This window comes from Burkholderia sp. WSM2232 (assembly GCF_000472545.1).
In the GTDB taxonomy this organism is placed as follows: Bacteria; Pseudomonadota; Gammaproteobacteria; order Burkholderiales; family Burkholderiaceae; genus Paraburkholderia.
On sequence record NZ_AWZV01000003.1, the window covers coordinates 282,120 to 296,527 of the forward strand.

The window sequence follows — 14,408 nt, forward strand, 5'->3', positions numbered from 1 at the left end:
TTGCGTCGTCCTTGTGGTGGTTCGACTCGCGGCTCATGCGGTGACTTGCAGCAGGGCGTCGTGCCAGTCCTGCGCGAAGCGGTCTATATGGAATCGTTCTAGCGCGGTGCGCCGGGCGCCTTCGCCGAGGCGTCGCGCTTGCGCGGGGTCACGCAGCAACTCGTGCATCGCGTCGACCAGCGCGTTGATGTCGGTATGCACGAAGCCGTTTTCGCCATTACGGATGACGGTGGCGAGTTCGGTGGTCGCGAGGCCGACAATCGGCATGCCGATCGTCATCGCCTCGACAATTGCGAGGCCGAGGCTCGTCCAGCGAATCGGATTGAAAAAGAAGCGGTAGCGCGCGGTGAACGCGGCGAGCTCCAGGTTGCCGATTTCCCCGATGCCGTCGAGCCGCTGCGCATCCATGCCGACCAGATCGAGCGGCACACGTGTGCGCAAATCGGCGAATACGTCGGCGCCGAGCCGCCGCCCGCGTTGCGCAAGATGATTCACGACGACAATGCCGCGCTCCAGTTCGCCGCTGTAGCGCACACCTTCGGGCACCACCACGCCGTGCTCGATCACCTGCGTGGGCGTCACGCCGCAATCCCACATCAACTGGTTAAAGTGCGTGACGTGCACCAGCAGCGTGTCCGGATCGTCGACCCAATGCCACTGCTGGAACGGGTTTTCCTGCGGCGGATCGTGTTCGATATAAATGCGCGGCAGGCGCCGTTGCGCTTCGCTCAGCACATGCTCGCGGTCGTGTTCCCAGTGAGTTCTGTGTTGATACAGCACGACGTCGAACTCCTGATCGGGCACGTCGTCCGCATTGATTTCGTGGACGTTGTCGCCCCAGGGCAGCACGCCGACCTTGCCTGCATAGCCCGGCGGATTGCCCGGCTTGGTGACCAGATAGAAGTCGTGCGGCGCCTGGGTCAGGTAATACAGATAGTTGCCGTGGACGTGCCATGTCAGCACACGCAGACGGCGGCAATTACGCAGCATGATTCAACTCCTTTAAGGGCCCCGTTTCGGCCTGGGCGTGCAATGCGTACGGTGCGGCTGGACGCGCGCCATGAACGTCGGCGAGTTGAGCGCGCGCCGTCTCCACCACCAGATCGACGCCAATGTTCAGCGCGCAAGGATGGCCATATGGGCATTCCCGGAACATGCACGGACGGCACGGCGGATAATCCGCAAGCACGCGGTGTAGCGCGTGATCGAGCGGCGCCCAGCGTTGTGTATCGCTACCCGAAGCGATGACGACCGAGGCGGTCGCGGTCGCTGCGGCGATGTGCGAAATGCCGGTGTCGTTGCAGACCACCAGTCGCGCATGTGCGACGAGCGCAGCCAGTCCGCCGAGCGACGTCGCGCCCGCCAGATGCAACGCGGGCGCGGTCATTGCGCCGAGCACCTCGCCGGTCAGCGATGCCTCTGCCGCCGTGCCTGTGATTGCAATCTGCCAGCCGCCGGCGGCGAGACGATCCGCGACTTCCGCGAAACGCGCGGCCGGCCAGCGGCGCGAGGGCAACTGCGCGCCCGGATGGATCAGCACGAGGCGCTGCGCCTCGATACCGTGGGCGGCCACAAGCGACGCATATTCTTCGCCGTCGCGCTCGCTGAGCGGAAACCACAACTGCCGCTCGGCGGTTTCGGCGCCAAGCGCGCTCATCAACGCGAGATAGCGCTCGGGTTCGGGCAGATCGTCCGGCCAGCGGATGAACACGCCATCGCGCGTTTGCTCTTGTGGCTGAACGAAGCCAGCGTTAGACCTTGCGCCGAACTGCAGCAGCAGGTCGTTCGCCACGCCGCCGCTGCCGTGCAACTGGATCGCGAGATCGAAACGTCGTGCCCGCATCTGCTCATGAAACGCGGGCAGGCCGCCGTTGGATTCCGGCTGCTCAGGAAAGCCCTCTGCACCGGGAAACACGATCAGCTCGTCGACGAGATCCGCATAACGCTCGACAAACGACTGCGCCCACGGCAAGCCGATCAATGCAATATGCGCTTGCGGCGCGGCCTCGCGCAGCGCGCGCAATGCGGGCACCGAGCACAGCATGTCGCCGAGTTGCAGCGCGCGAAAAACCGCTATGCGCCGGGGTGCGAGCGATGCGAGCAATGAGCCTGCATTCATAGAAAGAGCACCTTGTAACGTACAGCGCCGTAAAGCCGCCAGTAGATCGACAGGAACGGAATGGGAATGGACGTCCACGCCATTTCGGCAATGTGCCGCCAACTGCGGTCGCGCCCGCGCAAACGCATCACGCAGAAATAGGCGGTCAGCGCAAACCATGCAAGCAGGCCGACCATGAACGTGGTGGCGTCGCCCACCAGCGCGCCGATCAGCGCAGCGCACGTGGCGCACAAAATCAGGTAATAGAGCACGGGCGGGGACGAGCGAATTCGCGTCCTGAACAGTTCAGGGTGCTTTTTATAGAGCAGTGCGTCGAACTGACTCTTCTTCTGCTGCGAAATGCTCACGCCCCAGCGTGCCGGGCGCACCGGATGCACGACAAGCGCCTCGTTGGCGCGCACGATCTTGCCGCCGGCTTGCAGCAACGTGAACTGCAGGTCCGAGTCTTCGCGCCATGCCGCTGTGAAGCGTTCGTCGAAGCCGCCTGTCATCGTGAGAAAGCTTCGGGCTACGAACACATTGGCGGTGGCGAATTCGGCGCGCTCGAGGCCGCTCGCATCGGCCTCATAATCGGTCGGTGACGCGGGCAGCGGCACGACGATGCGGCCCGCCGCGGCGGCCGCGCCCTGGCGAATCGCTGCGAGCCCTTCTTGCAGCCAGTGCGGATCCGGCAGCGTGTCGTCGTCGGTGAAGGCAATGACCGGCGAGCGCGCCTGCTGCCAACCCGCGTTGCGCGCGCCCGCCGGGCCCTGCGTGCGAGTGACCGGCACATAGCGCACCGCGAGGCCGCGCTCCGCCTGTTCCGCTGCGACGCGGGCGACGCAGGCGCGCGTCGCTTCGTCCGGACCGTCGTCGCACACCACGATCTCATAGCGGCCGGGGGCAAACTCCTGTTCAGTGAGCGCGCGCAGGCACGCGGCAAGCATGTCGGGCCGCCGGTAAGTCGGCACCACCACGGAGATGTCGAGGTGCGCGAGCAGCACGCCGGGATAGCCCGCCACAAGGGGCTCTGCCGCGCTGTGCGGCTGGCCGAAGCTGCCTCGTACGTCGAGGGGTCCCGTAGCGGATGAACTCATGCGCTGCCCCGCGTTTTGTCGATGAGGAACGGACCGATCACCAGTGCGTCGAGCGGCGAGGTCCAGAACGACTCGACCGCGTCGCGCGGCGAGTTGACCATCGGCTCCCCGCGCGTGTTGAACGACGTATTCACGAGAATCGGCACGCCGGTACGCTGGTTGAATGCGGCGAGCAGATCGTAGTAGAGCGGATGCTGCGAACGGTTGACGGTCTGCACGCGCGCCGTACCGTCCACATGCCGCACGGCGGGAATGCGCTCGGCCTTGTCCGCGCGAACGTCGAACACGAACAGCATGAAGGGTGCAACGTTGCCGTTCACAAACCATTCGCTCGCATGCTCTTCCATGACGACTGGCGCAACCGGGCGGAAGTCCTCGCGATCCTTGATCTCGTTGAGCTTCGCCTGCATGTGCGGGTCGACCGGCGAGGCGAGAATCGAACGCGCGCCGAGCGCACGCGGACCAAATTCGGTGCGCCCCTGGTACCAGCCGATCACCTTGCCGCTCGCGAGCAGGTCTGCCGTTTCGCCGGCAATATCGTCGAGCCTCCGGTACGGCACTTTCGACCATTTCAGGAACTGTTCGATTTCTTCTTCCGGATACTCGGGACCCAGGTACGCGTGATCCATCGTCCAATGACGCTTGCGGTCGCCGGCTTCACAGCGTTGACGGTAGTCGATCCACAGAGCGGCCCCAAGCGCGGTGCCCGCGTCGCCCGCTGCCGGCTGAACCCACACTTCGTCGAAAGGGCCGGCGTCGCGCAGTTTCGAATTCATCACGCAGTTCAATGCGACACCGCCAGCCATGCTGAGCTTTCGCAAGCCGGTCTTGTCATGCAGCCAGCCTGCGAGTTGCAGCACCGTTTCTTCAAGCACGCGCTGCAACGAATGCGCAATGTCGAAGTGACGCTGCTCGAGTGGACCACCGCGTTCGCGTGCCGGGCCAAAGCGCTTGACGAGGCGCGGGGCGTCCACGGTATAGCTGCCGTCGCCGCGATAGCGCACGATGTCGCGGAACACGTCCACATATTCCGGCTTGCCGTACGACGCCAGCGCCATCACCTTGTACTCGTCCGACGAATGCAGAAAGCCGAGCCAGTCGGTCACGGCTTCATAAAGAAGACCGAGCGAATGCGGCAGTTCCACCTGCTTGAGCCGCGTGTATTCTCCGTCGACGAACTGGCCCATGCTGGTCGTCACGCCTTCGCCGCGGCCGTCCATCGTGAGCACGGCGGTGTTGTCATAGGGCGCGGCGAGAAACGCGCTGGCTTCGTGCGCGAGGTGATGCTCGACAAAATGCCACTTGAAACCGTTATCGCGATCCACGCCCTGAAAGCGCTTGCGCAGATGATGCGGCGCGCCGTCGAGCAACTGACCCTTGGCATTCGCAATGTAGCTGAGAAATAGCGGGTCCCACGGTGATGCAGAGGGATCGGACAGGCGCGTGTTGGCCGGATCGAACGGCAGTTCGATGGTCGCGCCGGGGCGCTTCGGCATGCCGCTGAAGAGGCTCGGGTCGTACGAGTACGCCACGTGGTCGACGTCGGCAAGCGTGATGCCGGCGGCTTTCAGGCAATAGTCGATCGCGTCGAACGGCAGTTGCCAAGTCGAGAAGGGCACGGGGCGCTTTGCATGCTTGACGTGCGTAAAGCGTTCGTCTTCGGCGGCGGCGAGCACCACACCGTCGCGCAGCAGGGCTGCGGCGCTGTCGTGGTAGACGGCATTGATTCCGAGTGTGTACATGAGCGTTCGCTGTAGGAGTGGGTTGTCAGGGCACCACCGGTTCACCGGCGCACGGCGGCGCCGCGTCGGTGTGATCGGCAGCGGATTCGTTATTGGAAGCGCAACGTGGGGACGCGGCGCGCGATTGGGCTTCTGCGTGCAACTCGAGCGCGGCTGTCACCACCTCGCCTGGCGTCACGCCGAGCAGGCATGCGTGGTGATGTTGCGGACACACGCTGCGATAACACCAGCGACATTCGACATCGCGAAACAGCACGCGATGCGGCGTCTGCCACGGCGTGTGCTGTGGGTTGGTCAACGCATACAGGTCGACGACCGGCGTGCCGAGCGCAGATGCAAGATGCACCGGTCCGCTGTTGTTCGATACCAGCACGCTCGTACGTTCGATCAACGCCGCCAGTTCGCCCAGCGTCAGCGCGCCGCTCATATCGTGTAGTTGCGCGCGCACGCGCGGGGCGGCGGCGGCAATCACGGCCTCGACGAGGTCCCGCTCGCTTGCGCCGCCGGTGATCAGAATGGGCGCGCTGGTTTCGTGCGCGAGCCGCGTAGCCACCTGACCGAAACGCTCCGGCGGGTAGCGGCGGGAGGCCGCGGTTGCACCGGGGTGCAACACGATCCACGGCGCGCTCCCATTCGCCTCGACCTGCAGCCCACGCGCCGCGAGTTGCTTCGTCAGCGTGCGCCGGTCCGACTCGTGCACCGCGAAGCGCATGCTGGTGTCGGGCGCATGTGCACCGACCTGGCGGACCAGGTCCAGTTGCCGTTCCACCTCGTGACGTGTGCGCTGCTGCGGCTCGGGTTCGCGCAACCAGTCGGTGAGCAAGGCATAGGGATTCTCGCGGCAATGCGCGAGCCGCCGCGGAATGCCCGCGAGATAACACAGCATGGCCGCGGGCAAAGGGCTCTGACTGTAGACGGTGAAGATGACCGCCGCATCAAAATTGCCGCGCCGCAAGCGCTCTACCATGCGTTGATCGTCGGCGAGAGAGCGCGAACCCGCTGACGGGTTCGCGACCCACGGTGCTTCGTATTCGATCACGTCGTCGACATCGTCCAGATGCGGCGCGAGCGCGGCGCCGCTGCGCGATCCCAGCAGCGTGATATGGCGCCCGGGACCGGACTCGCGCAACGCGTGCAGCGCCGGCGTCGTCATCAGCACGTCGCCGAGGTTGTCGAGCCGCACGCACAGAATCCGCTTGATGTCCTCGCCCCAATGCGCAAGCTGCGGGCTGTCGGGCACGCGAGCGTGCGCGAGCATGGGTTGAGCGATCAGCAGCGGCGCATTCATTGAGCGGCTTCCTCGCCTGCAGGCGCGGACCGTAGCGCTGCTTCGGCACTGCCCGCGACAATGCGGGCCGCCTCATGCAGATCCGCGGCGCGCGCGTGCGGCACACGCTGCGGGCCCTCGATCCACTCGGTTTCGTGGCCGTTGTCGAGCAGAATCGTGCGGCACCCGGCGCGATTGCCCGCTTCCACGTCGTCGAGAATGTCGCCGATGAACCAGCTCCGCGCGAGATCGAGCCGATGCTCGCGCGCCGCGCGCAGCAGCATCCCAGGCGCAGGCTTGCGGCAATCGCAGGCGGTCGCGTAGGGCGCCACGCTGCCGTCCGGATGATGAGGACACCAATAGGCGCCTGCGAGCGTCGCGCCGCATTCTGCAAACATGCTTGCCAGCTTGGCCTCCACATCCTTTAACGCGGCGCGCTGAAACTTGCCGAGCGCGACGCCCGACTGATTGCTGATCACGAAGAGCGCGAACGGCTGGCTCGCGAGCAGGGTCAACGCTGCGCGCGCGCCGGGTGCGAGGCGCATCAGCGAAGGGTCTATGTTGTAGGGCACGTCGTCGAGCAGCGTGCCGTCCTTGTCGAGAAAAACAGCGGGTTGCAGCATGATGATGGCGGTGCTCAAAGCGTGAACGATTCTCCGCAGACGGATAGTTCATCCGCCCCGGCTCGGCGAAACAGACTGTGCTGGGAGCGCAGCAGTAGGGCGCGGCGTGCTAGCGGAACGATGCGCCGGCTGCCGCGCGCAGTCGAACCTCCACACGTTCTTCCGCGCTTTTGGCCGGCACGAGCCGCGCGGTGCGCATATAAATGCGCGCAAGCGATTCGCCCACGCCGCGCCAGGTGAACTCCTTCCTCGCGCGATCGAGGCCTGCTTCGCCCATGCGCCGCGCGAGAGCGGGGTCGCGCCGCAACTGGTTGAGCCGCGCCGCGAGCGCGGCCGGATCGCGTGGCGGCACCAGAAAGCCGGTGACGCCGTCGGCCACCGAGTAGCGGATGCCGCCGACATCCGCGCCGATTACCGGCGTGCCGCAGGCCATGGCCTCGACCGGCGTGATGCCGAACGGCTCATACCACGGTGTCGTCACGAACACGTCGGCGGCGCTGTAGTAGTAGCGCAGTTGCGCGCGCCCGCGCCGGCCGACAAAGTGCGTCTGCTCCGCGACGCCACATTCCTGTGCGATGCCGCGCAAACGTGCGATTTCCGGCGTGGCCTTTTCATTCGGCGCGTCCGAATTGCCGCCCACTACATAGAGTTGCGCCGACGTCCTGAAGGCTTTCTTCAGCACGCCCACACCGCGCACCACGTTGTCGATGCCCTTGCGCTCGACGAGGCGGCCGAGCTGCAGCACGGTAAATTGATCCTGCTCCCAGCCGAGCGCCTCCCGCGCGGTCGCGCGGTCCATCGGATGAAACTCGTCGGCGTCGAAGCCGCACGGCACGATCTCGATGCGCGTGGGGTCGGCCTGGTAATGCTCGATGAGGTCCGCTTCGTCCTGCGGACATTCGGCGATCACCACGTCGGACTGCGCGACGAGGTCGTCCTCGATTGCGAACCTCTCGTCGGGGAAGCCGTCGTTCGCACCCTGGTGGATCCGGCGCACGCGGCCGAGCGCATGAAACGTTGTGATCAGCGGCACGCCGAGGGCTGCTTTCACCTTCATCGCCGCCAGCCCGGACATGAAGAAGTTTGCGTGGATCACGTCATACGGCTGCTTCTCGCGGCGGAAGAACTCGATCAGGAATGCGGCGAACTCGTCCATGAAGGGCAGCAGCAGTTCCTTCGGCAACTGCATGGGCGGTCCCGCCGGCACGTGGATCACGCGCACGCCTTCCATATCGGAGACGAGCGGCAGCAACGCGCGGTCGCGGCGCGTGAACACATCGACTTGATGACCCATCTCGGTGAGTTCACGCGCGACGTTCGCGACGTAAATGTTTTGGCCTCCGCTGTCGACGCCTCCGGCGACGGCGAGGGGCGAGGCGTGTTCACTGATGAGGGCGATCTTCATTGACATTCCTTCGCGAGGTAGGCATTGGCAGGGCGTGCATTGCGCGCGTTGCTGAGCACTCTTATGCAATGTCGCGCGATACGACGCTGTTAACCGGCCACAGCATGCGGTGTGCCTATGCGCCGCAAGGCAGGCGCGCAACCTCAATGCGACGGTGGGTAGGCAGAAGCGCTGTAGCGTGCCCCTATTCCTGGCTGGGAAGCGGTGTGGCGTTCCCTTTTTCTACAAGCCGTCATGTAAATTCGAGTAGCGCTTCCCCGACAAGGCGAATTTTTTCCTTTGCGATGCAGGACGAATGACGCCTGTCGCGAGCGTGTGCTGTGTGCTAAGTTTTGTCCGATGGCGGGCGCAGAGTTTGCTCGTCACTGGCCTCGGCGCGCGCGTTCGCCATCTGGCGCCGTTCGTCGCGCCTCTTGCGAACCCGCGTAGTGGAATCGAAATGTCCGCCTGCAGCCAAGGTGTTGCAGCGGCTCTCACAGGGACCCCATGCCGAATCCCGCAACGCTGCCCCGCTCCCAGTTGACCCGCCGCATTGCCGCCGATCTGATGCGCGCAGTCTGGCGCTACCGCAACCAGACGCTCGCCGCTTTGCTGCTGATGGTGTCGGCCAAGCTCTCCACCGTGCTGATGCCGCTCGTGCTCAAGCACGTGGTGGACGAATTGGGGCACCCGGTCGCGCAGGCGCTGTTCCCCGTATTTCTCGTCCTGACCTATGCATTGCTGCGTTTTCTCGGCGATGCACTCAACGAAGCGCGCGACGTGGTGTTCAGCATCGTCACGCAGCGCACGGTGGCGGCGTTCACCGAGCGGACCTTCGCGCACCTGCATCGTATGAGTGCGCGCTTTCATACGAAGCGTGAGACCGGCGCAATTGTGCGCGACGTGCAGAAGGGCGCGGACGGCATCGGGTTCTTGCTGGGCGTCGCGCTGTTTACGATCGTGCCGACAGCGTTCGAAATCGTGACCATCGTCGCGATCATGGTTCACAACTATGCGCGCGAGTTCATGATCGCGATTGCCGCGACCTTCGTGTGCTATGCAATGTATACGTTCATCTTCACGCGGCGGCGCGTGGCATTCCAGCGCGCGGTGAATGCGCTCGAAGCGCAATCGGATGGCAGGCTCGTGGACAGTCTGCTGAATTACGACACCGTCAAGTACTTTGCCACCGAAGAAACCGAGACCCGGCGTCTTTCGGCGGTGCTGGAAAAGTGGGTGCATGCAAGGACCGCGAACCAGCGCGCGCTGACCGCGTTGCATGTGGGGCAGAGCGCGGTGATCGCGCTCGGCATCGGTGCGATCATGCTGCTCGCGGCGCAGCATGTGGTGTCCGGCACCATGACCGTGGGCGATCTGATTCTGGTGAACGCGTACATCATCCAGATCTGCATGCCGCTCAATACACTTGGCTTCGTATTTCGCGAGACCAACGACGCAATGGTGAACGTGGAGCGCATGTTCGAGATACTGACCGCGCGCGGGCGCGTGGGGGAAGATATCGACGAGCCCGCTGCCAAACCGCTAGTAGTAAGTGCCGGTCAGATCTCGTTCGAGCACGTGGACTTTGGCTACGATCCGGCGCGGCAAATTCTGCGCGACGTCGACTTTCACGCCTATCCGGGCAAGACACTCGCCATTGTCGGCGGAAGCGGCTCCGGCAAGTCCACGCTCGTGAAGCTGCTGTTCCGCCTGTATCAGCCGAGCAGCGGCATCATTCGCATTGACGGGCAGGACATCGGTCAGGTCACGCAAAAGAGCTTGCGTGAGGCTATTGGCATCGTGCCGCAAGACACTGTGCTGTTCAACGAGACGATTGCGTACAACATCGCCTATGGGCGGCCTTCCGCGACTCGCGCAGACGTGGTGCGGGCGGCGCGCGCGGCGCAGCTCGACGAATTCATCGAGCGTTTGCCGGATCATTACGACACGCGCGTTGGCGAGCGCGGCGTGCGGCTCTCGGGCGGCGAGCGGCAGCGCATTGCGATTGCGCGCGCGATTCTGAAGGACCCGCGCATCATTGTGTTCGACGAGGCCACGTCCGCACTCGACACGCGTTCGGAGCGCGCGATTCAAACCGAGTTGACGCGCCTCGCGCAAGGCCGCACGTCGATTGTGATTGCGCACCGACTCTCGACCGTAGTCGACGCCGACTGGATTCTCGTGATGGAACATGGCCGGGTGGTCGAGCAGGGCACGCATCGCGAACTGCTCGCGCGCGACGGCGTGTACGCGAAGATGTGGTCCCTGCAATGGCAGCAGGGCGAACTGGAACACGCACAGCGCAAGCTCACCGCGCAATCGGTCAGCCTCGCGGCGTTGATGGCGGGCGTGATCGACGCGTTGCACGACGAAATCGCGGCCCGACGCGTGACCCTGTATCCGCAGATCGGCGACAACGATCTGCGCGTGACGGGCGACCCGAGCGTGCTGCAACCGCTGATTGCCGAGCTGTGCCGCAACGAGATCGTGCACGCCAAGCCAGGGCAGCGCATCGAATTGCGCGTGGAGCGGCATAACAATCAGGTGTGGGTGACCGTGCTCGGCATGGGCGAGAAGCCCGCTGAACTGTCGCAGGCAGCGGCGCGCCACATGGAAGAGGCGCTCGCCGCCGCTGGCGGCAGCTTCACGCTGACGCCGCTCAATGGCCGGCTCGCGTATGTGGCGATGTTGCCGCTGCGTCCCGTGGCCGATATGGCCGCTCAAACGCAGGCGGCGCCGCCTTCCGACGCGGACGGAGCGCCGCTAGCAGGTCTCTTCGTCATGGCAATCGACGATCAGGAAGATGCGCTCGACGCACTCGAAGCAGTGCTCACCGCGAGCGGCGCGCGCGTGCGCACCGCTTCGTCGGGCAAGGAAGCACTGGACTGGCTCGCGCAGACGCCAACCGTGCAATGGCCGCATGCCTTGCTATGCGACATTGTGCTCGCCGACGAGGACGGCTATGACGTGCTGCGCCGTTTGCGGCGGCTCGAAGCCGAGCGTCAGTTGCCGCTGCAGGACCGCGTGCCGGCAATCGCCTTGACCGGCTACGCGCAGAGCGAGGACCGCATGCGCGCCAAAATGGCTGGTTTTCAGGCACATTTGACGAAGCCGGTTGCGCCCGAGAAGCTCATAGGCGAGATTCGCAATCTTGCGATGGCTTCCGCGCGCACGGGCGCGTAGGGGCAGGCAGTTATGCGTCAACGCGTCTGATGATTCAGGTGCTGACGTCGGCTTTGCCTACTGTCGGCTTCGCGCGTGTGCTCGGCGCAGGCGCTGCCATCTCGCGTTCGCCGGTCCGCACGCGTTCTCGCAGGTTCAGAACGTGGGGTGGCACGGGCTTGCGGTTTCTCAACGCCCAGGCAAGGCCGCGCACAAACGGCAGACCGTCGCGAGCGAGCGTACCTTCGCGCGAGAAAGTTGCGAGTGCCTGTGCTGTCGCGCGGCACGCTTCGGGCCACGGCAGGCGCAGCCATGCGATCCACGCGGCATTGCGCGCGAGCGTGCGCCGCCGCAAGCCGCTGTCACGCGACGGCGACGGATGATGATGCACCGTCAGTTGATCGCAGTAGACAATGGCGTGCCCGGATGCGAGTACGTCCAGCGCAACCAGCTCTTCTTCTCCGCCGATGAAAAGACGCGGTTCGTAACCGCCCAGCTTACGGAACAGCGATGTGCGAAACACGCTTGCGCCCGCCATGTAGCCAATCAGAGCGGGGCCCGGCAAGCCCTCGCTGCCGAGCGGGCTAACACGCATGATCGAGCACATGGGGTCGGTAATCTGCTCCTCGCCCACTACCACGCGTCCGCTCAGAATGCCGACGTTCGGCCACGCATCGAGCAGTTGGACCGCGCGTTCGAGCGCGCCGGGTTCCCACCAGGTGTCGTCATCGCAGAAGGCGACGTAGTCGGTGCCGACGCAGGCGGCGGCGCGATTGCGTCCAGCCGCGCCCAGGTTGGCATTGCATTCGACGATGCATACGGTAGGAAAGAGCGCCTTTACCAACGCGACAGTGTTGTCGCTTGAGCCGTTATCCGCCACGAATACAGGCGGGTTTTCCGGAAGGGCAAGTAAGCGCTCGAGGGTAGCCACAAGCTCGTCGGCGCGGTTGTGTGTCAGAACGACGACCGAAATGCGCCGGGAAAGCGGTTTTTTTTCCATGCTCTTGTTTGTTTTTAACGAGGCGATGCCCCGGTCAAGCAAACGATGTGCCGTTCGCTTTCAGGCAGCTTCAGTTTCGGCCTGTCGCTTTGTTAGCTGCCAATATTTTTCCGTCGAATAGAGCGTGGTTTCGGCGCCTCGTCCGAATGCGCGCAACTGGCTCGTGTATGCCGCGATTGCTTCGCGCTTCATCTGTTCATGCGAAACGGATTGGCTGACGGTAGCGGGCAGGTCATCCGCGGGATTCAGCAGGTAGCCGCGCTTCGTCAGTTCTTCAATGCGCTGGGGAACGGTCTGGTCCATCCGTCTATAGGGGACGTCTTCATAGGCATGGAACGGCGTGTCGCGCATCTGCGCGACCAGTTGCAGACAGGCATTGGATACGAGCGTGTGATCCGAATGAAACAGGCCGAGCGGGATGATGACCTTGTCCGGACTGTGCGCCCGCACGGTGTGGCGCAGCGCTTCAGCGAGTTCGTCGAGCAAAGGGGTCTGCCCGTACTGCGCATCGCAAAAGGGCAGATGGACCGGTTCGGCTCCGAGCATTTCCAGAGCTACAGCGTCCTCCCGCCTGCGGGCTTGCATAGCTTCGAATGCGTCTTTGAAGCCCGACTTGCGGTCCCACTCCGTCGACATGTTTTCGCGCGGCGGCGCTGTGAATACCGTGCAGACAGTTGCAGACGGATTCGCAGAGAGCAGCAGTCCACAACTCAATACGGCATCGTCGAGATGCGGTGAAATGACGAACAGGCGAGCGCGCGATTGCATCATGTTGTGATGGAGTTGTCGTCATGGATATTAGACCTGTCATGCTAGCAACTCCCGCGCCTGGCGTGCCGGGCGGCCTGCAGTAGTCGGCGAGGAATGCGCTTTGCTACGGTATCGCCGTACTGTTTTGCGTGTGCCACCTCGTGAGCAAAGCAAAGAATCCGTCGAATCCGTCGATAACAGCCGTGCCTGTGGAGGTCCGCCGAGGGCAGGTTACAGAGCAGCTGCCGCGCGCAATTTTCCGCGAACGCTTCATGGCGCGATTCTACGATCCTGCCTTCCGCGCGGAAGACGAGGCGCTCGCGCGGCTAGAGGCCATTGCGTGGGATGCGTATTCGCAGTCGCGCAAATCGCCGGTCACCGCGAAGGCAGGCGCCGGCTATGCCGATCCCGACTACGATCTGTCTGTCGAATGGCGTGCCGCGAAGGAGTGCATCGACGCGGCACAGGCCCGGCAACGCGATCCGGCTAGCCGGTCGCGCGTGCTGATCGTCAATGCTTCGTCGCGCAACGACTATACGTGTCCGAGCGAAATGTCGAAGAGCTTCCGGCTTGCCAAGATCGCGCAAGGCACGCTGGAGCGGCGTGCTTTCGATGTGGACTTTCTTGATCTGTCGCGCCTGAACTCCGACCGCGATCTGCACATTCACCCGTGCAAGGGCTGCGTTTCAACAGCCATGCCGCTTTGCCACTGGCCTTGCAGCTGCTATCCGAATCATTCGCTGGGACTCGTCAACGACTGGATGAACGAGATCTACGAGCGCTTTGCGGCTGCTCACGGCGTGATTTTCGTCACACCCGTGTACTGGTATCAGGTGACGAGCCCACTGAAGCTGCTGATGGATCGCCTCGTCTGCGCGGACGGCGGTAATCCCGATCCCACTTCCACGCACGGCAAGAAGCCTGAGGAAGCGAAGAGAATGGAGCTTGCCGGCTGGGATTATCCGAAGCACCTCGCCGGCAGGGCTTATGGCATGGTCGTGCACGGCGACGTCGCAGGCATAGAGGGATCGCGCCGCGCGTTGAGCGACTGGCTGGGCTGGATGGGCCTGATCGAGTGCGGTCCGAAGTCGCGGCTCGACCGCTTTATCGGCTACTACGAGCCGTACGCGACGAGTCACGCAACGCTCGATCGCGACGAAGAAATGCAGCAGGAAGTCGTGAACGTGGCGCAAGCGGTGGCCGAATGCGTCGAGCAGATACGCAGTGGTTACAAGCAGCCAGGCGACGCGCTGCCCACGCCGCGCGCGAAGTAGGCGAGTGCCGC

The 14,408-nt window shown here is 64.1% G+C and carries 11 protein-coding genes; 2 read left to right on the top strand and 9 right to left on the bottom strand.

Translation table 11 applies throughout. The features are described 5' to 3' along the window. Positions 1-33: 33 nt before the first annotated feature. The 7 genes from F757_RS0101245 to F757_RS0101275 form a co-directional block, all read right to left on the bottom strand. Positions 34-990 carry a glycosyltransferase family 4 protein gene (locus F757_RS0101245; RefSeq protein WP_027209781.1) on the bottom strand — a complete coding sequence of 319 codons (957 nt, stop codon included), beginning with the start codon at positions 988-990 and terminating at the stop codon, positions 34-36. After that, the gene (locus tag F757_RS0101250) at positions 980-2,119 is read right to left on the bottom strand and encodes a glycosyltransferase family 9 protein (protein WP_027209782.1); all 1,140 of its coding nucleotides are present in this window, start codon (positions 2,117-2,119) and stop codon (positions 980-982) included. Before F757_RS0101250 ends, F757_RS0101245 begins: the two co-directional genes overlap by 11 nt. Next, complete coding sequence (locus tag F757_RS0101255) at positions 2,116-3,195, bottom strand: glycosyltransferase (protein ID WP_035466031.1); 1,080 nt, start codon at positions 3,193-3,195, stop codon at positions 2,116-2,118. Before F757_RS0101255 ends, F757_RS0101250 begins: the two co-directional genes overlap by 4 nt. Beyond that, complete coding sequence (locus F757_RS0101260; RefSeq protein ID WP_027209784.1) at positions 3,192-4,937, bottom strand: carbamoyltransferase family protein; 1,746 nt, start codon at positions 4,935-4,937, stop codon at positions 3,192-3,194. Before F757_RS0101260 ends, F757_RS0101255 begins: the two co-directional genes overlap by 4 nt. Before the next feature lie 25 nt (positions 4,938-4,962). Next, complete coding sequence (gene waaF / locus F757_RS0101265; RefSeq protein WP_027209785.1) at positions 4,963-6,225, bottom strand: lipopolysaccharide heptosyltransferase II; 1,263 nt, start codon at positions 6,223-6,225, stop codon at positions 4,963-4,965. Further along, positions 6,222-6,827, bottom strand: a complete 606-nt coding sequence (locus F757_RS0101270) for a D-glycero-alpha-D-manno-heptose-1,7-bisphosphate 7-phosphatase (protein WP_027209786.1) — start codon at positions 6,825-6,827, stop codon at positions 6,222-6,224. Before F757_RS0101270 ends, waaF begins: the two co-directional genes overlap by 4 nt. A 109-nt stretch (positions 6,828-6,936) precedes the next feature. After that, positions 6,937-8,232: a glycosyltransferase family 4 protein gene (locus F757_RS0101275; RefSeq protein WP_027209787.1), complete on the bottom strand. Its 1,296-nt coding sequence runs from the start codon at positions 8,230-8,232 to the stop codon at positions 6,937-6,939. 486 nt (positions 8,233-8,718) lie between these two features. Between F757_RS0101275 and F757_RS0101280 the strand changes: the two genes are divergently transcribed. Continuing rightward, complete coding sequence (locus F757_RS0101280) at positions 8,719-11,394, top strand: ATP-binding cassette domain-containing protein (protein WP_027209788.1); 2,676 nt, start codon at positions 8,719-8,721, stop codon at positions 11,392-11,394. 34 nt (positions 11,395-11,428) lie between these two features. Here F757_RS0101280 and F757_RS0101285 read toward each other — a convergent pair whose 3' ends face one another. After that, a complete protein-coding gene (locus tag F757_RS0101285; RefSeq protein WP_027209789.1) occupies positions 11,429-12,373 on the bottom strand; it encodes a glycosyltransferase family 2 protein in 945 nt (314 codons plus the stop codon). Positions 12,374-12,433: 60 nt separating this feature from the next. Continuing rightward, the gene (locus tag F757_RS0101290; RefSeq protein ID WP_027209790.1) at positions 12,434-13,144 is read right to left on the bottom strand and encodes a PIG-L deacetylase family protein; all 711 of its coding nucleotides are present in this window, start codon (positions 13,142-13,144) and stop codon (positions 12,434-12,436) included. Positions 13,145-13,365: 221 nt separating this feature from the next. On the opposite strand from F757_RS0101290, the gene F757_RS0101295 reads away from it, so the two are divergent. After that, on the top strand, positions 13,366-14,397 hold the full coding sequence (locus tag F757_RS0101295; RefSeq protein ID WP_027209791.1) for a flavodoxin family protein: 1,032 nt from the start codon (positions 13,366-13,368) through the stop codon (positions 14,395-14,397). The last annotated feature ends 11 nt before the right edge of the window (positions 14,398-14,408 follow it).